Here is a 20,624-nt window from a genome sequence, read left to right as displayed (position 1 = left end):
AATGTCCCATTGCGAGTCAGTGAGTCTCTTGTATTGAGATTGCATAAGCTTTTGAGTTTGGTTACCCATTGCTTACGCACTGACTCGCTCTTTTTTGCTAATCCTCTAAATTTAAACATGCTCTAAGTGTATCTTCTTCATAAAGGGTAACCAGATAAAATATTCACACGTCATTCACCATCCTTCAACACTTAGGAAGCACAGGAAGCGCTAGTCATCTTCCCGGTGAACGGTGCTGATATCGAAGGCGGGAATACAGATGGACCAGTATTCTGTTTCTTCGTCATAAGGGTTTGAGTAGCGGATACGCGCACCAGCTTTGATCAGGATAGACTCCCCGGCTTTTACTTCTACTTCTTCTCCGTCTATCTCCATTAGCTGGCGGCCCCGTGTAACAATTGTGATCTCATCGAATTCGGGCTTCTGATGAGGCTCTCCCCAACGGGGAGGCGCTACCATGTGTGCCACGCTGAAGGTACCGGTTTGGGTGGAGGCGTGGCCAAAGTGCTCCTCTATAAATTTGCCGTCGTGGGTGGGTACCCGAAACGGCTTCGTTTGTTTGAAGTATTTTTTATCGCTCATTTCTTTTGTTTTAATATGTATACATAGCGCGCCTGTTAAGCGCCATTACCACTGCAGGCACCCTTGGTGTAGGAGGTTACGCCTGCGTTGTCGGCCACACAGGCGTTGCTGTAAGTTTTGCCATCGCAGCCGCACACGGGGTCGTACTGCATGGTGCAAATGCCGTCAGGGTTTATTTTTTCAGGATCAATGCAGTTAGTCTGAGCCGTTTCAGTGCCCGCGCAGGAAAACACGCTGCTCAGCAGCAGGGCAAAAAAAGCAGTGGTTATACTTTTCATTTTATGTTGTGGATGGTTTTTGGTTTATACGCGGTCATTTCACTTGTTGTACCTATATTAACCAAATATGGCTGAAACCGTATGTAATTTCGATGCGCAAAAGTATGGAAATAAAAGCGGTAGGCGGCTTTTTGCTGCTGTGCTTGTACCTGAAAGGCGTGGAAAGTGCAGAATGATACTTAATTAAATCAAAACCATGAACAAAAAGAACAAAGACAACGGAAAAATACTTTTAGCTTCCCTGGCAGGATTAGGTGCTGGTGTAGTAGCAGGCATATTACTGGCGCCTGAAGAGGGCCGCGCCGCCCGCCAGAGCGTGATGCAAAGCCTGACTGAGGCAGGGGATGAAGTGAATAATACGTTGAAGCGTTGGACAGCCAGAATTAAGGCTATGTCAAACCAAGGACCAGGCAGTGATGACGATGAACTGGTCATGCAAGGGTCTTGGACTGATGTGAAGAGACAACTGAGAAATAATTATGATGATCTGACAGACGACGACCTGGACTATCAGGAAGGAGGCGAAAGGGAGTTACTTGACCGGTTACAGCGTAAGCTTGGCAAGACAAAAGATGAGATAGTGCGCCTTATTTCTCAGATTGGGCAATAATAAATAACATCTTTCAATGGCCATGTAAAAATGGTTAATCTGTGCCTTTAAGCACACAGTAATAGAATTCTTTTGTATAGATATAACTTAATGCTATACTTAAACGTTATTTAATAAACATTGTAAAAACAGTATAAATAAATTTAATAACAACCAATCAAGACTATGAAAGATAATAGCGGAAAGATATTATTAGCTATGTTGGCTGGCGCAAGTGCCGGTGTAATTGCAGGTTTACTAATGGCACCGGATACTGGTGAAGTTACCCGTACCAGTGTTAAGAAATGGGCCGGAAAAGTAAGCAAAGACTTAGAAAAGAATCTGCAAATTGGTTTAGACGAAATCAAGAACATGAGCGGTGACACGTTCGGCAAATCCGAAGAATCCAATAAAGGCGGTTCTAATACAGGCACAACAGGCGGCAACGCAACGGGCTCTACTAGCGGTAACGCTTAACCACCTGGTACAGTGAAATAAATCTGGTAACGTGCAGAATGATATTATTCTGTAGCAAAGGCCATATGAGCTTTGCTCATGAACGAAGCTAATGTTACCTTCAGTTGCGCCTGTTCTTTATATAGAGCAGGCGCAACTTGTTTTTCAGGGGCTTTTCTAACCTATTACTGCCTATCTCGTTATTAGTAGAAAATAAAGTCTTTATACGGACTTTATGTAAATGATATACCCCAAATAAAAAAAAATACGAACTATGAGAACAGACATGGATTGCAGATCATTAGGAGAACGCGGATCAAACTATAATACGGAGTCATCTTCTTCTCTACACCAGATGAAGCAGAAAGATACTTCTTCAAAATCGAAGAAAAAGAAAGCTGCTGGTGCTGGTGGTTTCACCGCAGGCTTGTTAGCAGGTGCTGGTGTAGGAGTTCTTGCCGGGCTGCTTTTAGCTCCTGAAAGAGGTACAGCTATGCGCAAAAAAGTAACAGAATCAGCTAAAAAATATACCGACCAAGTAAGTAGCCAGGTAAACGACCTGATGAACAAGGTAAACAAAGGCGGAGGCCAGACAGATGCGCACGTAAACCAAGCTCCTGATCTACCTCCTACTGCAACTACAGGTAGAGTGGCTACCAGTACAACTACTACTGGCACCACAAAGAACAGCCCGTACACGGATACTGACAAGCGTAGTGACAGTGATGTGAAGAATATGATAAATGACCCAAGGAACCCGGGAAGTACAGGCAACACAGGCCCAGGAACTACAAGACCAGGCGGCCCAACAACACCTCCTGCTACAGGTGGTCCGGCAACGCCAACTACTCCACCTAAACCATAAGGGGTACGATAATACAATCAAAAAGAAAGCGCCTGCTACATTGTAGCAGGCGCTTTCTTTTTGATTGTATTTGATTGTGCTTACTTTTCCTCTTCTTTCTTCTCCTGTTTTTCAGGTTTCATCTGCGGGAAGAACAGGACATCCTGAATAGAGTGTGAGTTTGTCATGATCATGCTCAGGCGGTCGATGCCGATACCCAGTCCTGCTGTTGGCGGCATACCATACTCCAGGGCACGGAGGAAATCCTCGTCCAGCACCATCGCTTCTGTGTCGCCACGCTTTCCCAGTTCCAGTTGCTCCTCAAATCGGGCGCGCTGGTCAATCGGGTCGTTTAGCTCTGAGAAAGCATTGCAGATTTCTTTACCGTTGCAGATTGCCTCAAAACGTTCTACCAATCCTGGCTTACTGCGGTGCTTCTTGGCCAGCGGGCTCATCTCTACCGGGTAATCCGTGATAAATGTTGGCTGAATTAGGTATGGTTCACAGGTCTCCCCGAAAATCTCATCAATGATTTTGCCTTTGCCGAGCGTTGGCTCAATTTTGATACCCAAGCCTTCTGCTGTCTGGCGCAGGGCTGGCTCATCCATTTCGGAGATTTCAATCTTTGTGAAATGCTCGATGGCTTCAAACATAGTAAATCGCTTCCATGGGCGCTGGAAGTTGATGGTGTTGTCTCCGACTTTCACCTCGGTAGTGCCGTGCAGGTCCATGGCCACTTTCTCTACCATCGCCTCCACCAGATCCATCATCCAGTTATAGTCTTTGTAGGCCACGTAAAGCTCCACTTGCGTAAACTCCGGATTATGGAAGCGGCTCATGCCTTCATTACGGAAGTCTTTCGCAAACTCAAACACGCCGTCGAAACCACCCACGATGAGGCGCTTCAGGTACAGTTCGTTGGCGATGCGCAGGTACAGCGTCATGTCCAGGGTGTTGTGATGCGTTTTGAACGGACGAGCCGCCGCACCACCGTACAAAGGCTGCAGGACAGGGGTTTCCACCTCTAAATAGCCTTTGTCTGTCAGGAAGCTGCGCATAGAGTTTACCAGCTGCGTACGCTTCTTGAATGTTTCGCGCACATCCGGGTTTACCACAAGGTCAACATAGCGCTGGCGGTAACGTAGTTCCGGATCGCTGAACGCATCGTACACGTGCTCTACGCCGTTCTCGTCTATTTCGCGCTTTACAATCGGGAGCGGCTTAAGCGATTTTGTCAGCACTTTTAATTCGGTAACGTGTACCGAAATCTCACCCACCTGCGTCACGAAAGCATAACCCTTGATACCGATAAAGTCACCGATGTCCAGCATCTTCTTGAACACGGTATTGTACATGGCCTTGTCTTCGTCCGGTGCAATATCATCACGCGACACATAAATCTGGATGCGACCGGTGCTGTCCATCAGTTCCGCAAAGGAAGCTTTGCCCATGATGCGGCGGCTCATTAGGCGGCCAGCCAGGCTTACTTCCTGGTAGTTGTTCTTTTCCTTATCGAAATTTTGCTTTATTTCTTTGGCAGTGGCAGTAACTTCAAAGGTCTCAGATGGATAGGGGTTGATGCCCATTTTCTCCAGCTCTTCGCGCTCATGGCGTCTGCGTAGTTCCTGTTCGCTCAGTTGCATGCGTTTTTAGTAATGGTGGTTGTTTTGAATAATCTGCAAAATTCGTAAATAAATGGCAGCTTTTAAAGGTTAATCTGCTAATTGTTAAATGGCTTAATTGTTAAATTGTTGGTTTAGAGCGATAGTTAGAACGCAAAATTTTGTTTTTCTCCTTAAGCACGCACAGGTTTAGAAGTTTTACCTACGCTTCATATAGCTATATCACATCATGTCAGATAGAAATACCTGCAATCCCTATCATCCTAGAAAGATCTTGTGGGCGAGCCGCAAAAGCTTAACTTCCCTTCTAGCAAGATCCTTCCAGGATGACAGAATAGAGAAGCTGGAATTCATTGACATGTAGCACTTATTGAAGGTAGGCGAATTGAGTGTTTAGCTACTTAGAATTCTCTCATCCGACTAATCACTTATTCAAAATCAGTTATTCATAATCAATAAGGCTCCCGCAGGTATAAACCCACGGGAGCCTGAAGTATACGTATGTATGAGTAAGGTAGCTTAAGCTGCCTGCCCCAGTTGGTAATCCTCTTCTGTGAAGAGCGGCTTGATTCGCTCCTGCATTCTGGCACCTGCAAAAGAGTTTTGCAGGTGCTTTGGCAGTTCCTGCACAAAAGCCTCGTATTGCTGCATACCCATGGCCTGCGCCACATAACTTTCATGGATGCCGTTCAGGTAACTCACAATCTCCAGCAGCGACTCATGGAACAACTTGAAGTCTATGTCTGCCTGCACAAAGCGCTCAATTTCGCGGTGCGATGAGGAGATGCGCAGGCGCGCCATCAGGTCAAAAATAGTAGTATAGCCCACGCGCCACGTAAGTTGCTGCCAGTGCTGCGGCCCGAACTTCTGAAGTACCTCATTTGTGCGGCTGCTGCGTATGGCCGTGGCAGGGTTTGCCTGTACCTGTTGCCTTACCGCTTTCGCTTTCTGGCGGCGTGAGGTGCGCAAGAACTGCCCAATCTGTGCCTGAGCCTCCAGTTCCTTGCCTGCTATCTGCAGACCCGGCTTATAGTGCGCCAATGGCAGCCGGTTAATATTAAAATCCTCGTAATGTCCGGAAGCATAGAATCCTATCGTTCTGGGGTAGGCATTCTTCACGACCAGTCGCCCTGCTTCGCGGAGTATAAGCGCCTCGTGATTTGAACTTACACCGCGCGTGCGCAGGAAAGCCTGTAGCCCGGCAAAAACAGTATAGTAAGCCTGCGGGAAAGTCCAGTGGAGCGCGTTGCGCATATAAGCCTCGTCGCCCAACTCTGCAGTGGTACGCAAGGCATACTCTGTGCTCCAACAGTTCAGCAGCAAGCGTTTTACAGCCTCCATATCCTGATCGTTCAGTTCTGGCCTAGCCTCTTTGAAAAAAGTAAGATGCGCTAAGCCATTATCGTTGAAGTGCTGAATATGGTAATTTATCGCAAAAAAGTAGTTCAGAAACACCTGGGCCGGTATTGATTTCTGCCACTCTTTTTCCGTCATTTTCTGCTCCTCCGGATACAGCGAAACAACATTTTCTTCTTCTTTCTCTTTCATATACTAACAACATCTGTGAACCAGCAACAGTTGCAATAAATGCTAATATTTATAGCACAAGATAAAAATAAATAGGCTTATAATCAACAAGTTACCATAGTTTTTGAAAATATTTGGTGCGTTTCTGGATGCTGGAAGCAGGAAAATAGAAAATCGACCTATAATTGCTAAAATAATTAGTATTTGTTCTAGGCACACTTGGTAGCTGCTGAACGTAAAGCGCTGCGAAGGAGTAAAAGAAGTTAGAATAAAGCTGAAACTATGGACCTATCATACATCATCAACGAACTAGGGGAGGAGCGGGAGCAGTATTTTGAGGCAGTAGCACCACCCATTATACAGAGTAGCAATTTTGCGAGTAAGACCGTAGCCGACATGCGATACAAGATGAAGCATGAGGAGGACGAGTATATGTACAGCCGGGGCAACAACCCTACGGTGACTATATTTGAAAAGAAAATGGCAGCGCTGGAAGGGGCAGAGCATGCCGTTGCCTTTGGTAGTGGCATGGGTGCTATAGCAGCGGCCGTACTTTCGCAGGTAAAAGCCGGAGACCATGTGGTGTGTGTAAAGCGGCCCTATACCTGGACTAAAAACCTGATGCGGAAATTTCTGCCCCGCTTTGGTGTAGAGGTCACGATGGTGGATGGGAGAGACATTGGCAACTTCGAAGATGCCATGAGGCCAAACACGAGGTTGCTGTATCTCGAAAGTCCCACTTCCTTTACGTTTGAGCTGCAGGATTTAATTACCTTGGCGGCTTTCGCCAAAGAAAACAACTGCATCACCATCATCGACAACAGCTTTGCCAGTCCCTTGCACCAGAACCCAATTGCCTTCGGTATAGACCTGGTTGTGCATTCCTGCACCAAGTACATCGGCGGGCATTCCGATGCGATGGGTGGTATTGTGTGCGGCTCCCGCGAACGTATAAACCAGATTTTTAAAGGAGAGTTCTTAACACTTGGGGCAGTGATGTCGCCGCATGATGCCTGGCTGTTTATCAGGGGACTTCGCACACTGCCGGTACGGATGGAGCGGGTAGCAGCCTCTACACGCAAAGTGGTGGGCTATTTAACTCAGCACCCAAAGGTAGAGCAGGTTCTGTTTCCTTTTCTGCCCACGCACCCACAGTATGAACTGGCGCAGCGCCAGATGCGAGATAACTCTGGTCAGTTTTCCCTGTACCTTAAGGCCGCGCGTATGGAACAGGTAGATAGGTTTTGTGATAGCCTTAAGCACTTTCTGATGGCAGCATCCTGGGGCGGGCATGAGTCGCTTATTTTCCCGGTATCGGCCACTTATGCTTCTGAGGAGATGAAGTCGGACCTGCCCTTTAACATGGTGCGGTTTTACGTAGGGCTGGAGGACCCAGAATACCTTATCAGAGATTTAGAACAGGCTTTAGACAAAGTGTAGTAAAGCTGCTTCACGTAAGGCTTGAGCGGGCTGTTATACTAAGGTGCCTTTCTATAGCCTTGAGTTCTTGCCTGTAACTTATAATTAAGTATAACCCCAGCAGACCGCAGCTGGTAAAAGGGTAAAAAACAATAAAGATGAACATAGTTAACAGACCAGATATCGCAAATAACGCACATGCCGCAACCTTAATTGGAGCAGGATTAACAAGTTACTTTCTCAACGAGAACAGGCCAAAGACAGCGCTCATACCACCAGTAGTAGGAGGGGCCTTGCTTGCACTGACCCCAGGAGTAAAGGCAGGCAACAGTACAGTGGCGCATGCAGCCGTGGGGCTTACGACGGTGCTTACACTCATGACGGGAAGAATGTTTGCCAAAGCCGTAGCACCATCCAGGGAAGTTAAAAGAACCTTTGCTCCGGAAGTACTCAACCGCAGGGCCACCATCTTCGGGCTTATGACAGCCACGGGTATTGCTGCAGTAAGCGTGTATGTAGCTGGGTTTATTCAGAAAAGGAAGCAGCAGCAGGGCCTGGTAGATCAGTAGCCCGCTGCCTTGTCATCACCACGGGGATCGGCACCTCCTTCTAGTCTGCCACCGGGTAAAACTAAAATAGCGTCCACACGGCCATAATGGCCTCTCTCACGCAGTTTATAGCCCTTGCTGATAAGTTGGGCTTTTACATCAAGAGAAAGCGCCTCAGGCTCGTGCTGTATCTCATCTGGGAGCCACTGGTGATGAAAACGTGGGGCCGCCACAGCCTGCTGCATCGTCATGTCATGTACGGTTACATTCAGGATAGCCTGGAAAACAGAGGTGATGATGGTGGAGCCTCCCGGTGTGCCTATTACCATGTAGAGCTTTCCTTCTTTTTCCAGAATTGTAGGCGTCATGGCGCTGAGCATGCGCTTGCCTGGAGCAATGGCGTTTGCTTTGCCGCCTACCAGTCCGAACATATTCGGCACGCCCGGCTTTGCGCTGAAATCGTCCATTTCGTTGTTCAGCAGAAAGCCTGCGCCTTCTACCATTACTTTAGAGCCGTAGCTGCCATTCAGCGTAGTGGTAACTGATGCCGCATTGCCAAACTGATCGACAATGCTGAAATGGGTGGTTTGCTCCGACTCATACACCGGCATTTCTCCGGCTTTTACGGCAGCTGAAGGAGTGGCCCTGGCTAAATTTACACTTGCCATGCGCTCTTTCAGGTAAAGTGGGTCTAGAAGCTCCTGAACAGGTACTTCTACAAAGTCCGGGTCACCGAGGTAGGTGGCACGGTCGGCATACACCCTGCGCTCTGCCTCCGTCATCAGCTGCACGGATTTCGCGCTTTGCCAGCCATACTGGTTTAGTTTGTAAGGCTCTACCATCTGCAGTAGTTGGAGTAAGGCTACACCGCCGCTGGAAGGTGGCGCCATCGAAATTACACTGTAATCTTTGTACTTACCTGTAACAGGCTGCCGCCATTGGGCTTTATAACTTTGCAGATCCTGATGGGTGATAATGCCGTTGCCGCGCTGCATTTCCCGCACAATTAAATCAGCGGTTTCACCGGCGTAGAAGCCATCACGGCCTTTGTCGCGGATGCGGGTCAGTGTGCGGGCCAGGTCCGGGTGGCGCAAGGTGTCGCCTGCCTGCCATGCATTATCCTGCACAAGGTAAGGGACATGCTTGTTATACCTTAGGAAATTATCTCTTGAGTTGTTCAGGCCATTGGCTTCCTTCTCCGTCAGTACCACTCCGTTGGTTGCCAGATCAACAGACGGTTGTATCAACTCGGCCCAGGGCAGCGAACCTAACTTGGCATGCAACTGCACCATGCCGTCTACTGAGCCGGGTACTCCGGCGGCTAAATGCCCGCCAGTGCTCAGGCCGTCTATCACATTGCCCGCTATATCCTGGTACATTGTGGCTGTTGCAGCGCCAGGAGCTATTTCCCTGTAATCCAAAGAGCCCGTTTCGCCATTGCTTTGCCGATAAACTATAAAACCACCTCCGCCTATGTTACCTGCCGCAGGGTAAACCACTGCCAGTGCAAACTGAGTGGCTATGGCGGCATCGTAGGCATTGCCGCCTTTATTCAGAATTTCTACTCCTACGCTGGAGGCTTCAGGGTGAGCCGAAACCACCATGGCTTTGTTTGAAACCAGGCCCCTTTCCTGTGCCGTGTAATTGGGGTTTGAACCTGTGGCACAGCTACTCAGCAAAGAAGTGAATAACGTGAGAAGCAGCAGCCAGAATGTAAGGTTTGCTATAGTGTATCCTTTTAGAGGATAAGCCGAAAGGTAGAGAGGATGATTTAGCATGTCTGGTGTTGAAAGCTTGAAGGGGTAATATAAAAAACGCCGGCTATAATTTATAGCCGGCGTTTTCAAAGTATATTAGATTAAGCTTATTTCTTCTGCGGTTTTCCTGTGATGGCCATTGGCTTCAAATCGTTCTGAATGATGGCCACAGCCTCTTCCACATACACATCCTTCTTCAGGTTCTTCACAAACTCTCTGCTGCGAGCCACTTTAGAAGTATCGTTTCCTAAAGCCTGAAGGTCTTGCTGCAGACGGGTAACATCCAATGCCGGTGCAGATTCCTGAGCTGCTTCAAAGCGCTTGGACGCCGCCTCTGCTTTGGCTTCCTCCGCCTGGTACTGCTCTAACTGAAGCGAGCGTTCTGTATTATCAGACTGCTTTTTCAAGCGAGTTGCACTTTCTTCAATCAGCGTAAAGCTGGCATTTGTGGCTACTCTGTTTTTGCTGTTAGTCTGTACCCTGGCAAGGTTCAGGTTGCCTTGTGACCAAGTCTTGTACTTGGCAGGAGAGATTTCGTCAAACGGAAGCGGATGTTCCTGCTCTTTCTCACCAAACTCAAGGTAATGGTATGCATCCGGAAGAACAACATCCGGCGTTACACCGCGCAGCTGTGTAGTACCACCGTTAATGCGATAGAACTTTTGCGTTGTCAGTTTCAGGGCACCAAACGGCTTGTAGTTGTTGAACTGTGCTGGCAGTGCCTCATCCAGCTCAAAGAACTGCTGTACAGTACCTTTACCATAAGTTGGGCTACCAACAATTACGGCACGTTTGTAATCCTGCATTGCTGCTGCTAAAATCTCAGAAGCCGATGCACTATTAGCGTTTACCAGAATTACGAGTGGGCCATCATACTGCACCTGTGGGTCGCGGTCGTTCAGAACTACGGCTTTGCCTGCAGCTGTTTTAACCTGCACAATGGGTCCTTGGTCTATGAACAGACCAGCCATTTCGATGGCGTCTGAAAGAGAACCACCGCCGTTGTTGCGCAGGTCCAGGATAAGTCCTTCCATGCCTGCTGCTTTCAGCTTCTCAACTTCCTTCTTCACATCAGCACCACTAAAGCGGCCGTCTTTGTTCTGGAAGTCAGCATAAAAGCCAGGCAGCTTAATGTAGCCGATTTTCTCCTTGTCATCAATGATGGCAGACTGTGCGTATCCTTCTTCTAAAACGATGATGTCTCGTACTATCGGGATAACCTGTGAAGATCCGTCTGGCTTCTTCACCGTCAGGCGGACTTCTGTTCCCTTTTTGCCTCTTATAAGCTGGATTGCATCGTCTAGACGCATTCCTTCAACTAAAATAGGGTCTTTATCGCCTTGCGCCACTTTCTGAATTACATCGCCGGGCTTTAAATCGCCTTGCATGTAAGAAGGGCTGCCAGGAACAATTTCCATTACCCTGATCTGGTTGTCCTTCTCCTGCAAAGAGGCTCCAATACCTTCTAAGCGGCCTGTAAATTCGATATCAAAGTTATCTTTATCCTTAGGAGGAAAGTATCCTGTATGTGGGTCATACACGTTGGTGATGGCATTGATATAAGTTGTACGGCGGTCATCTTTGTTGATTCTGTCCATACGCTCATAGAGGTCTTCATAGGACTTTCGTACCTTTTCACGGGCCTCTTTCTCCATTTGCTCAATGGTCTTCGTCTCTATCTTCTCGCCTTTTTCCAATGCCTTTTCCTGCTCTTTCTTAATTTCTGACAGGCGAACGAGCGTCTGGTATTTCAGCTGCTTACGCCATGCGTCTTTAAGAGCAGCCTTGTCTTCGGCATAAGAAAGTTTCTCTCCATCCGTCTGAATCGCCTCATTCTTTGAAAAATCGAAAGGCTGGGAGAGAATCTCTTTATAGAAGGCCTGAGATTCTTTTGTGCGCTGCGCGACAAGGTCGGCAGAGACATCAAAAAACTCTAAGGATCCCTCACGAAGCTGGTCGTCTATAGTTGTTCTGTACTTGCGCAGATTCTGCACATCCGAGGCAAGTAAAAATTTCTTGTTAAAGTCGAGGCGCTGTAAATAAAGGTCAAAGACCTTCTGAGAGAAAGCGTCGTCTACTTTTTCTGGCTGGTAGTGTCCGCTATTTAAGCCTTGCATCAAGGCTTTGATCAGGATCTGATTCTTCTCTTCGGGCGTGGTGTCGCTCTTGTAAAGAATAAAAGAAGCTGTCAACAGGATTACTGCAAATACAGACAATATGATTTTGAAACGAGTTGTCAATGATAGCATCTAATTAAATTGAAAGTACTATTTATGTTACGCAAAAGTGATGCCGAAGATAATGAACGGCCCAGAGGCGAAGCTTTAAATCGTAATGTAGTGAAAACTTTTTATTTCATAAACCAGGTAATCACATTACGTACCCGGCACATGCCGCTTACTTAGTGTATACGGCTGCTGCCACTAGTTATTATAACTCATAAAGGCTTGTTTTCGTTTCGGATAGTAGAACTAAAACAGAAAAGCTATGCAAAACAACAATGAAAAGACGATAGATGTACTGCAGGAACTTAACCAGTTTGTGAACGATAGAATTGAAGGTTACAAGCATGCTTCCGAAGCTACAAAAAATCCCGCGCACAAGTCTTTCTATAATGATCTAATTAACGAAAGCAATCAGTTTTCGAACCAGATAAACAGAACCATCAGCAAATACGGTGGCGAAAAACAAGAAAGTACTACAACGAAGGGTAAAATCTTCAGAGGCTGGATGGATGTAAAGTCGACCGTGACTGGTAGTGATGAAGAGGTAATAATAGAATCTAACTTATATGGCGAAGAATGGGCGCAGAAGGCCTATAACGATGCCTTGGATCATAAAGGCGAACTCCCTGAGAATATCGTTCAGATGGTAGAGAAGCAGAAGCAGTCTTCCTTGGCTGCCTGTGAAAAACTCCGTCAGATGAAGGATACAGTAGACTAAGCAAAAAAAATGAAAGTTAGAGAGGGTTGCCAATTTGGTAACCCTTTTTATTTAGCAGGTGGTGTGCAAAGCAGCACTGCCTTAGCATGAATAGCTACGGATAGAGATGAAGAATATTTTATTTTTTGGAAACAGCCTGACTGCGGGCTACGGACTGCCTGCCGCGCAGGCTTACCCTAGCCTGATACAGGTAAAACTAACTGAAGAAGGGTATGACTATAAAGTATTGAATGCAGGTTTGAGTGGTGATACCTCCTCCGGGGGAGTGTACAGGATAGACCGCTGGTTAAACGAGCCGGTTGCTATTCTGGTGCTGGCCCTGGGAGCCAACGATGGCCTGCGTGGGATTCCTACCCGCGAAACAACTAAGAACCTGCACGAGATTATTCGTAAAGTGCGGCTGAAATATCCTGAGGTGAAGATTATCCTGTCTGGTATGGAAATACCAGATATTGTGCCCGGCAGGTATGCGGCTGAGTTTAGAAAACTGTTCCGGGAGCTGGCGCTGAAGGAGAATGTTTCCTTTATCCCCTTCCTGCTGGAGGGCGTGGTGGGCAACCGTTACCTGAACCTACCGGATGGTGTACACCCGAACGCTGAAGGGCAGAAGGTGCTGGCACAGCATACTTGGAGGGTATTGAAAGATTTGCTTTAACGATGCATACCAACAGCAGTGGCGAGGGTAATAGCCTCGCCACTGCTGTTAAGCTAGTACACATTGCTTCTGTTAACTGCCAATCCGAGCCCCGGAGCCCTCTTCCTCTCCGTCTCTGACACCCGTCGGTGTCTCATAGTCCTGCATAAAATCCTGAGATTTTGCCTGTTCCATTTGAGCCTGGAGCTCTTTCATGGTATTGCGTGCCCATAAGCTGAAGGAAGTTGCATTTGCCTCTTCTACATCATTCAGCGCGTCTTCAAACTCATCTATGGCTTTCTGCTGTGCATCCGCTAATTCTTCCCAGTATTTTGCATCAAACTCAGTGACTGCTGTATTGCGTAATTCCTCTACATGTTCCGCCTGATCTTCATTCAGTTCCAGTGGCAGTGTAACATTATACCTCTGCGCCAGTTCCCGTAGCTCTGCCTGCTTGTCGCTGTACCAGTCCACCAGCCGTTGTCCGTACACCCGCACACCTTCGGTGTTGCCATGCTCTGTAGCCAGGCGACCTAGTTCCATCTGCAGCATGTTGTTTCGGGCAGCATAAACCATCAGGTCCTGCTTTTCTTCCGTTATCGCTGTATCTGGAGCTACTACCGGAGTTCCGGTGGCTGTAGTGTCTTGCTGCTCGTTTGTACCAGAGTCACAGGAAGCGAAGGTGAACGCACCTCCCAGAAAAGCGACGGCAATTATCATCTTTTTCATAGTGTATCGTTTCTTTTAGTAGAATTACATGTATATACCTTTTGCATACGAAACTACCGGAATTTGTTTATAATGTGTGCTTCTAAAGAGAAAAGCCTGCCCTTTTAAAGGCAGGCTTTTCTTCTGTTTATTTAAATCTACTTTTATCAATATTAATAATAGATGTGTTCACCTCTGTTCTTTTGGAAGTGTGTCTCGAAGTAACGTGCATCTTCAGCGTTGTGAGGTCTGAAGCCAAGCACGATGTTACCTTCTTTAACACCCGATTCGTACACTTTGGCACGCTCTTCAGGTATACCGGCACCTACTAAAGCACCAATCAAGCCACCTGTAAGACCACCAGCACCAGCACCGGCAAGACCTGCTGCCAGCGGACCAGCAACTACCAGTCCTAAGCCTGGGATTGCCACGGAAGTACCTATAGCGGCTACTGCTCCTATGATAGCACCTAGAGTACCACCAATTGCTGAACCAGCACCTGTACCTTCAAGTGACTTGTTGCCAAGCTCTGTGGTGTCGTCTTTGTCTTCGTCACCGAAGTGGCGCTTACGAGCGTCATCCGACATCACTACATTTATATCATCTTTATCATAGCCACGTGCTCTCAATTCTTCATAGGCACGTTCAGCACTTTCTCTGTCAGGAAACATTGCGGTCATCATACCTGCATCATCTGTTTTGTTCATAGTCTTTATCTTTATAGTTCACTTAATAGTTCGTAAGGCAACAAAAGCTTATTTTTAAGCTTTCCCTGCCCTTAGTCTTAACGGTGCCAAACATCTATGGGTTACATTCAGGAGTTTGGCCTTGCGCTAGTCGTTGCTCCTCTGAGGCGGCACAAGCACTCTGTCCACCACGTGCACGATTCCATTGGAGGCTTGTACATCGGGAATGATAACTTTCGCTCCGCCCACCTCTATAGCAGCCCCATCTTTGGTTACAATTACTTCATCGCCTTGTGCTGTTACCATAGGCATGTTATGCTGCATCTCTGCTGAGCTAATTCTGTTAGGGAGCACGTGTGCCTGTATTATCCGTGTTAACTCTAATTTACTGGCAGGGTCCTTTAAACTTTCAATAGTGCCTGCCGGAAGGGCGGCAAAGGCCTCATTCGTCGGTGCAAAAACAGTATAAGGTGCAGGACTCTCTAAGATTGTAACCAGGTCGGCGGCACGTATCAACTCCAGGAAAGTAGATAGATTAGGGTTTTGCTGCACCAGCGCCACAATATTCATGTCACGGCCAATCGTGTTATCAGCTGACACAGTATTGTTTCCTGTACGCTCCGCCGACATGTCTGTATCTGGGTCCATTGGGTCCTGAGAACCAGATTCATCTTCTGTGATTTGGGCTTCTACTGCTGTGCCTGTAATATCTGTGCCAGTATCTGAGCCGGCACAACCATAGCCAAAGACAGCTGCTGCAGCTATTATCATTAATTGTTGGACTGTTCTTTTCATAAAGCTTGTTGTATTGTGGTTTATAAAACGACCAAATATATTTGTCAGTGTTCCGTTTCTGCCGCTGTCTTCAGTGCTGTGAAGAAGGAGCGACCAAGGGTAATATATATTGTGTGGTTTTGAATTGTTTTTTCTCGCAGCTACCGTTGTAGTACTTCTTCTGATACGCTTTGGCAGGAGCGAACAAGGCTTCTTTTCACCTCCAAATGCAAAGCACCAAAAGGGTTTTAATAAAAAAACTCTTCCTTTGCAGGAAGAGCCTTTCTATTTTATCTATTAATCTGTTTGTTAAGGATTAATATCCAACAGCATTTTCAACGGCAACCACATCTGGTTGAATAACGCTATCCATAACATGAATAAAACCGTTAGCCGATTCCACATTACCCTGGACAATATTAGAACCACCTATCAGCACATTAGTACCATTTAAAGTTACATCTACTGGAATATAGCGTTCTTCAGTATACTCAATACGCTGCGTAGTGTTGAATTGCAAGGTGCTTACTTTGCTTGGCAGCACATGAGCCTGTAGCAGCATCATTAATTGAGCCTGATTTTCAGGCATCAACAACATCTCTAGTTTTTGCCTATCCATTTGGGCAAAAGCCTCATTTGTTGGCGCGAAAAGAGTTACATCATTTAAGCGCTCTATATCCGCTTCCAAGTTTGCATATTCAATGAGCTTCACAAAAGTGGTAAGGTTAGGGCTTTTCCTAGCCAAATCCATTATTCTATATTGCTCTGTGTCATCAATGTCCTCAAACATTTCGCTGATTTCAACTGGGTTTTCCAAAGGTAGGGTGGCAAGTTCTATCGTAGCGAGCGGAGCTACAATTTCTCTTTCTATCACCAGAGAGCGCATGGCATTTGCTTCTGTATCAGTAGCGGTTCCTGCCATAGACTGAGTTTCGCTCATGGTTGCTGATGTATCCATAGCGGTAGTATCGTCCACTGTAGTGTCAGAACCAGCGCAACCAAACATCATAACTGCGGCAAATGCCATAGGTAATATTGTTTTCTTTTTCATAGTTTAAGTGTTTTTAAGTTCAGAGATCAAAACAATCTTTATTGATCGTTAATCTATATTAACTTATTATTATAACTGATTTTAAAAGAAAATGTTAAGCCTAGGGGTTGGAATTTAGCCACCAGCAGCACCCTGTTTTCGAGCTACACTAAAAGGTTACAGGGTTTCACGAACTAATTATACACCTTCACTACAAAAACGTAATCTTTAAGCTTTTTAAGTTGCTGTGGTCTATTTTGGCCTGAAAGTGCATTTTTTTGTGGTAGAGTTAATGCAATAGCCGCCAAGGTATCTGTTTGCGGCAACTCATTAATCATCTGCAGTAGGTAAGCTGACTTAATGGCAAAGGCTGCCCCTTCCTGCCCTGCTTGCTTGCCACTGATAACGCCTATCAGGTTGCCCTTGTCATCGAGCAGTGGTCCTCCGCTATTGCCCGGGTTAAGGGGTATCGATATTTGGTAAGCAGTTGTATCGCCCTCAAAACCACTGGCTGAACTTAGCGAACCTTCTCCAAACACGATGTCTTCGCGTGGGTAGCCTAAGGTATACACTTTCTCTCCTAAGTCAGATTCTGCTGTTTTAAAAGTGTAAGGCAGTTTACCAAAGGTTGTGAACGCAGAGTCAGAAACTTTCAGGATAGAAAGGTCGTGAATCTGGTCGCGGTACACTTCTACTACTTTATACTTCTGCCCGGCCTCATTTTCGATAAGCACAGAATCAGCACCTTCTACTACATGCGAGCTGGTGACAAGATACCCGTCCGCGTTGATGGCAAAGCCTGTGCCGCTGAAAGCAGCAGGACGCGGGGCCGGTTTGGTGGCATCGTTAATGCCATTGATGATAGCCGTTTGCGTTTTCTTCAGGCGCTCTACTTCGCGGCGAAGTTCTACGTAGCGTGCTGTTTGCTGCCGCACCGGGGCTTTTAGCTGTTGTACGCTCCAGAGTGTGCCGAACACAGAAAGCAAAGATACGCTGGCGGCAACAGCAACTGTTTGGGCATGGCGGTTCCAGAAAACTTTCCATAGAGCCGGCGTGGCCACAGCGGTTTCGTCTTCCATTTCTGAGTGGATGCGATCTAGTTGCAGCTTTAGCGACTGGCGCTGGCCAAAGCTGCGCATGGTCTGCAGCAGTTGCCTGTGCTCACGCACTTGCTCTGCCAGGCGCGCATCAGTGCGCAGCAGCACTTCGAAAGCTGCCTTTTCATCGGCAGGCATATCATTGCTCAGATAGCTCTCAATTTGCTCGTAGGCGCGGTACTCTAACATCGTTGTTTTCTCTGTGGCCTTGTGCAGGCCTTTTAAAAGCGAACCCTTTTATACCTCGGGTTTATAGGTGGCAAAAAATAATTTTTTCAGGCGTTGCAGGCATTTATACTTCTGGTTTTTAGCTGTATCGGAGTTAGTATAGCCATACTTCTCCGTAATCACCTGCATGCTTTGCATCCTGATGTAATAATCCTCCAGTAAAGAGCGGCAGGGTTCTCCCAGTTGCTCAAGAGACTCACCCATTACGCCAAACTGCCTTTCCTGTTCTTCATGGTGTTGTGTGTCTTCCTCTACAGGCAAAAAAGACTCCGAATCCTCCATCTTCACGGCGTATCGTCCTTTCTCTGCCAGCCGTTTCAGCCACAGCCTGCGGCATACCGAGTACAGGTAAGTTTTTATCTGGCAGCTCAACTCCAGTGTATTTCCCTTTATTTTCTCATAGAACACAATGACGCCTTCCTGGTAAATGTCTTTCGCCTCGTCGTCAGTTCCGCTGTTACTCAGAATAAAATGAGAAATCATCGGGAAATAAAGTTTGTACAGGTAGGCCAACGCTCTTTCGTCGTCGCGCCGGATGCCCTCCAGAATCGCCTCATCCGTCTCATACAAACTCTTCTTCATTCCAATCAATTTTAATACGTTTAGGGGCGCAATGTAACCCTCTAGAAAAATATTTTTTAATTTTTTTAAAAAGCCGGGTTACCTCCGGGCAGTTTGGGTATGAAGTTAAAATCGAAACCAAAAACACTTAATCACAAACACAAGATGAAAAATTTATTTAAATTCGCTTTCGTAGCTTTTGCTCTTACTGCTTTCACTGCTTGCAACGAAGAAGCAACAACTGAAACTGAAGCTGTAGAAACTGAAGTAGTTGCTGAAGAAGAAGTAGTAGTTGAGGAAGAAGTAGTTACTGAAGAAGTTGTAGTTGACTCAACTGTTGTTGAAGAGGCTCCAGCTACTGAAGTTCAGTAATTTTAGCAAGAACTACCAGCGGATAGCATATAGTTCTAAAACACACAGCGGGGTCCTATGCATAAGCGTGGGACCCCGCTGCTTTTTCTCCCTTTTCTGATTAAGCCCGACTTCGGTCTCTACACCATAGCCTACCAAAGACTTCATAATTATGAAGCACGACGTTTTTGAAAAGCTTTTCTTCAGCTACTGCTTTAAAAGCTGCATAAAATAAGGGAAGGAGAAGATTAAAAGCAAAGGACAACTACACGAACAATTATTTTTACTTCTAGCCAGAGTATCTTAACTTTTATAGGTAGTTGATTGTGTGTGATTTATATGCATAAGTTGTCCTTTTTGTAACCCTCTGAAAAAATATTTTTTAATTTTTTTAAAAAGCCGGGTTACCTCCGGGCAGTTTGGGTATGAAGTTAAAATCGAAACCAAAAACACTTAATCACAAACACAAGATGAAAAATTTATTTAAATTCGCTTTCGTAGCTTTTGCTCTTACTGCTTTCACTGCTTGCAACGAAGAAGCAACAACTGAAACTGAAGCTGTAGAAACTGAAGTAGTTGCTGAAGAAGAAGTAGTAGTTGAGGAAGAAGTAGTTACTGAAGAAGTTGTAGTTGACTCAACTGTTGTTGAAGAGGCTCCAGCTACTGAAGTTCAGTAATTTTAGCAAGAACTACCAGCGGATAGCATATAGTTCTAAAACACACAGAAGGGCCCCATGCAACAGCGTGGGGCCCTTCTGTTTTATCAGGATGTCTGCATCTAAGGGAAGCAACGTTCGGGCTACTTTGCCAGTTTGCGGCGGTCCATTTCTTTTTTGATGAGGTTAAACTCGCGGCTGCTCTGCCCGGCTATGGCTGTATTTTCATTGGCCCGGCGCAGGAGGTAAGGCATCACGGCTTCCACAGGACCGTAGGGAACATACTTTGCTACATTGTAGCCTGCTTTAGCCAGGTTGTAAGAGAGGTTATCGCTCATACCATACAGCTGGGAAAAGTATACACGCTCATCATCCGGCGCAATGCCGTGTGCTGCCATCAGCTCCATCAAAAGGTAAGAACTCTGTTCGTTGTGCGTACCGGCACAGACGTGAATTTTGTCGATATGCTCAACGCAGAAGTGCAGGGCATCATCAAAGAGTTTATCAGAGGCCTCTTTCGTCGGGTTAATAGGGTCCGGGTAGCCTTCTGCCTGTGCACGCCTGCGCTCCTTCTCTATATATGCCCCACGCACGAGCTTCGCGCCCAGGTAATAGCCTTCCTTCACCGCATTGGCATAATCCCGCTGTATTACATCCAGCCGGTCGTGGCGGTACATCTGGTAAGTGTTGTACACAATGGCCGTCTCTTTGTTGTAGAGTGCCATCATCTCATAAGTTAGGTTATCAATGGTTTCCTGGATCCAGCTTTCCTCAGCATCCACAAACACTGGTACACTCGCTTCGTAGCAGCGCTGGCAGATGGCATTCATACGGTCGCGGCCACGTTCGAAGGCGGCTCGTTCCTCTGCCGTAAGCTCCTGCCTGTCCTGCACTTTCTCTAACAGCTTAATGTCTACCAAGCCTGTTACTTTAAAAACAGAAAAAGGAATAAACTTATGGCCCCGGGCTTTTTCCACGGTGCGCAGCAGCTCATCGCGGGTAGCGTTAAAGCTTTTCTCGTCCCCCTCACCCTCCACAGAGTAGTCGAGTATGGTGCCGATATTATACTGGCTAAGCTCCTGAATAGCACGCTCCGACTCCTCTATTGTTTCACCGCCGCAGAAGTGATTGAAGACAGTCTTTTTTACAATAAACTTGACAGGAAGGTGAAGATTTAAGGCAGTATTCAAGAGGTTACCGCCTGTCTTCACAAGAAAGTTGCTGTTCATCATTTTAAACAGCAGGTATAACTTGTATAGCTCTGCGTCTGATTTAGAATAAAACGCAACGGCTGTGTCATCAAAAGACACTTTGGTACTAGGGTTCATGTACAT

General features: G+C 46.6%; 22 protein-coding genes. 9 read left to right on the top strand and 13 right to left on the bottom strand.

Going from position 1 to position 20,624, the window contains the following annotated elements; all coding sequences use genetic code 11:
* Positions 1–210 precede the first annotated feature (210 nt).
* Both E1919_RS22300 and E1919_RS22295 read right to left on the bottom strand, forming a co-directional pair.
* Positions 211–582: a cupin domain-containing protein gene (locus E1919_RS22300; RefSeq protein WP_162055623.1), complete on the bottom strand. Its 372-nt coding sequence runs from the start codon at positions 580–582 to the stop codon at positions 211–213.
* Positions 583–617: 35 nt separating this feature from the next.
* The gene (locus E1919_RS22295) at positions 618–860 is read right to left on the bottom strand and encodes a Kazal-type serine protease inhibitor domain-containing protein (RefSeq protein ID WP_162055622.1); all 243 of its coding nucleotides are present in this window, start codon (positions 858–860) and stop codon (positions 618–620) included.
* A gap of 196 nt (positions 861–1,056) precedes the next feature.
* Here E1919_RS22295 and E1919_RS22290 point away from each other — a divergent pair, with 196 nt between their 5' ends.
* The 3 genes from E1919_RS22290 (at position 1,057) to E1919_RS22280 (ending at position 2,770) form a co-directional block, all read left to right on the top strand.
* A complete protein-coding gene (locus E1919_RS22290) occupies positions 1,057–1,470 on the top strand; it encodes a YtxH domain-containing protein (RefSeq protein ID WP_162055621.1) in 414 nt (137 codons plus the stop codon).
* Between the two features lie 165 nt (positions 1,471–1,635).
* Positions 1,636–1,926 carry a YtxH domain-containing protein gene (locus E1919_RS22285; RefSeq protein WP_162055620.1) on the top strand — a complete coding sequence of 97 codons (291 nt, stop codon included), beginning with the start codon at positions 1,636–1,638 and terminating at the stop codon, positions 1,924–1,926.
* Positions 1,927–2,191: 265 nt separating this feature from the next.
* The gene (locus tag E1919_RS22280; protein WP_237144784.1) at positions 2,192–2,770 is read left to right on the top strand and encodes a YtxH domain-containing protein; all 579 of its coding nucleotides are present in this window, start codon (positions 2,192–2,194) and stop codon (positions 2,768–2,770) included.
* Positions 2,771–2,850: 80 nt separating this feature from the next.
* Here the strand turns inward: E1919_RS22280 and lysS are convergent, their stop codons facing one another.
* Both lysS and E1919_RS22270 read right to left on the bottom strand, forming a co-directional pair.
* Positions 2,851–4,392 carry a lysine--tRNA ligase gene (gene lysS, locus E1919_RS22275; protein WP_162055618.1) on the bottom strand — a complete coding sequence of 514 codons (1,542 nt, stop codon included), beginning with the start codon at positions 4,390–4,392 and terminating at the stop codon, positions 2,851–2,853.
* 498 nt (positions 4,393–4,890) lie between these two features.
* Positions 4,891–5,919: a hypothetical protein gene (locus E1919_RS22270; RefSeq protein ID WP_162055617.1), complete on the bottom strand. Its 1,029-nt coding sequence runs from the start codon at positions 5,917–5,919 to the stop codon at positions 4,891–4,893.
* Between the two features lie 261 nt (positions 5,920–6,180).
* Here E1919_RS22270 and E1919_RS22265 point away from each other — a divergent pair, with 261 nt between their 5' ends.
* The gene (locus E1919_RS22265) at positions 6,181–7,338 is read left to right on the top strand and encodes a trans-sulfuration enzyme family protein (RefSeq protein WP_162055616.1); all 1,158 of its coding nucleotides are present in this window, start codon (positions 6,181–6,183) and stop codon (positions 7,336–7,338) included.
* A gap of 137 nt (positions 7,339–7,475) precedes the next feature.
* Complete coding sequence (locus E1919_RS22260) at positions 7,476–7,886, top strand: hypothetical protein (RefSeq protein ID WP_237144782.1); 411 nt, start codon at positions 7,476–7,478, stop codon at positions 7,884–7,886.
* Here E1919_RS22260 and ggt read toward each other — a convergent pair.
* Both ggt and E1919_RS22250 read right to left on the bottom strand, forming a co-directional pair.
* Complete coding sequence (gene ggt / locus E1919_RS22255; RefSeq protein ID WP_162055615.1) at positions 7,880–9,643, bottom strand: gamma-glutamyltransferase; 1,764 nt, start codon at positions 9,641–9,643, stop codon at positions 7,880–7,882. The genes E1919_RS22260 and ggt overlap by 7 nt on opposite strands.
* 86 nt (positions 9,644–9,729) lie before the next feature.
* On the bottom strand, positions 9,730–11,814 hold the full coding sequence (locus E1919_RS22250; RefSeq protein ID WP_237144780.1) for a carboxy terminal-processing peptidase: 2,085 nt from the start codon (positions 11,812–11,814) through the stop codon (positions 9,730–9,732).
* Between the two features lie 295 nt (positions 11,815–12,109).
* Between E1919_RS22250 and E1919_RS22245 the strand changes: the two genes are divergently transcribed.
* Together E1919_RS22245 and E1919_RS22240 are read left to right on the top strand one after the other, a co-directional pair.
* Complete coding sequence (locus tag E1919_RS22245) at positions 12,110–12,565, top strand: PA2169 family four-helix-bundle protein (protein ID WP_162055613.1); 456 nt, start codon at positions 12,110–12,112, stop codon at positions 12,563–12,565.
* A 106-nt stretch (positions 12,566–12,671) separates the two neighbouring features.
* Entirely contained in the window at positions 12,672–13,220 is a 549-nt protein-coding gene (locus tag E1919_RS22240; protein WP_162055612.1) for an arylesterase, read from the top strand.
* 72 nt (positions 13,221–13,292) lie between these two features.
* Here the strand turns inward: E1919_RS22240 and E1919_RS22235 are convergent, their stop codons facing one another.
* The 6 genes from E1919_RS22235 to E1919_RS22210 all read right to left on the bottom strand — a co-directional run bounded on the left by E1919_RS22235 (position 13,293) and on the right by E1919_RS22210 (position 18,304).
* Positions 13,293–13,928: a DUF4142 domain-containing protein gene (locus E1919_RS22235; protein WP_162055611.1), complete on the bottom strand. Its 636-nt coding sequence runs from the start codon at positions 13,926–13,928 to the stop codon at positions 13,293–13,295.
* Positions 13,929–14,080: 152 nt separating this feature from the next.
* A complete protein-coding gene (locus E1919_RS22230) occupies positions 14,081–14,614 on the bottom strand; it encodes a hypothetical protein (RefSeq protein ID WP_162055610.1) in 534 nt (177 codons plus the stop codon).
* Positions 14,615–14,740: 126 nt separating this feature from the next.
* On the bottom strand, positions 14,741–15,388 hold the full coding sequence (locus tag E1919_RS22225; protein WP_162055609.1) for a fasciclin domain-containing protein: 648 nt from the start codon (positions 15,386–15,388) through the stop codon (positions 14,741–14,743).
* A gap of 295 nt (positions 15,389–15,683) precedes the next feature.
* The gene (locus tag E1919_RS22220) at positions 15,684–16,418 is read right to left on the bottom strand and encodes a fasciclin domain-containing protein (RefSeq protein ID WP_162055608.1); all 735 of its coding nucleotides are present in this window, start codon (positions 16,416–16,418) and stop codon (positions 15,684–15,686) included.
* 173 nt (positions 16,419–16,591) lie between these two features.
* Entirely contained in the window at positions 16,592–17,683 is a 1,092-nt protein-coding gene (locus E1919_RS22215) for a S1 family peptidase (RefSeq protein WP_162055607.1), read from the bottom strand.
* A 48-nt stretch (positions 17,684–17,731) separates the two neighbouring features.
* On the bottom strand, positions 17,732–18,304 hold the full coding sequence (locus E1919_RS22210) for an RNA polymerase sigma factor (RefSeq protein WP_162055606.1): 573 nt from the start codon (positions 18,302–18,304) through the stop codon (positions 17,732–17,734).
* A gap of 144 nt (positions 18,305–18,448) precedes the next feature.
* On the opposite strand from E1919_RS22210, the gene E1919_RS22205 reads away from it, so the two are divergent.
* Both E1919_RS22205 and E1919_RS22200 read left to right on the top strand, forming a co-directional pair.
* Complete coding sequence (locus E1919_RS22205; protein WP_162055605.1) at positions 18,449–18,655, top strand: hypothetical protein; 207 nt, start codon at positions 18,449–18,451, stop codon at positions 18,653–18,655.
* Positions 18,656–19,104: 449 nt separating this feature from the next.
* A complete protein-coding gene (locus E1919_RS22200; protein ID WP_162055605.1) occupies positions 19,105–19,311 on the top strand; it encodes a hypothetical protein in 207 nt (68 codons plus the stop codon).
* Between the two features lie 122 nt (positions 19,312–19,433).
* On the opposite strand, the gene E1919_RS22195 is transcribed toward E1919_RS22200, so the two are convergent.
* Positions 19,434–20,618 carry a proline dehydrogenase family protein gene (locus E1919_RS22195; protein ID WP_162055604.1) on the bottom strand — a complete coding sequence of 395 codons (1,185 nt, stop codon included), beginning with the start codon at positions 20,616–20,618 and terminating at the stop codon, positions 19,434–19,436.
* Between the last annotated feature and the right edge of the window lie 6 nt (positions 20,619–20,624).

Source organism: Pontibacter pamirensis (genome assembly GCF_010015475.1).
Taxonomy (GTDB): Bacteria; Bacteroidota; Bacteroidia; order Cytophagales; family Hymenobacteraceae; genus Pontibacter; species Pontibacter pamirensis.
The sequence above is the reverse complement of the archived record's forward strand: the minus strand, read 5'-3'. Positions and strand labels throughout refer to the sequence as shown.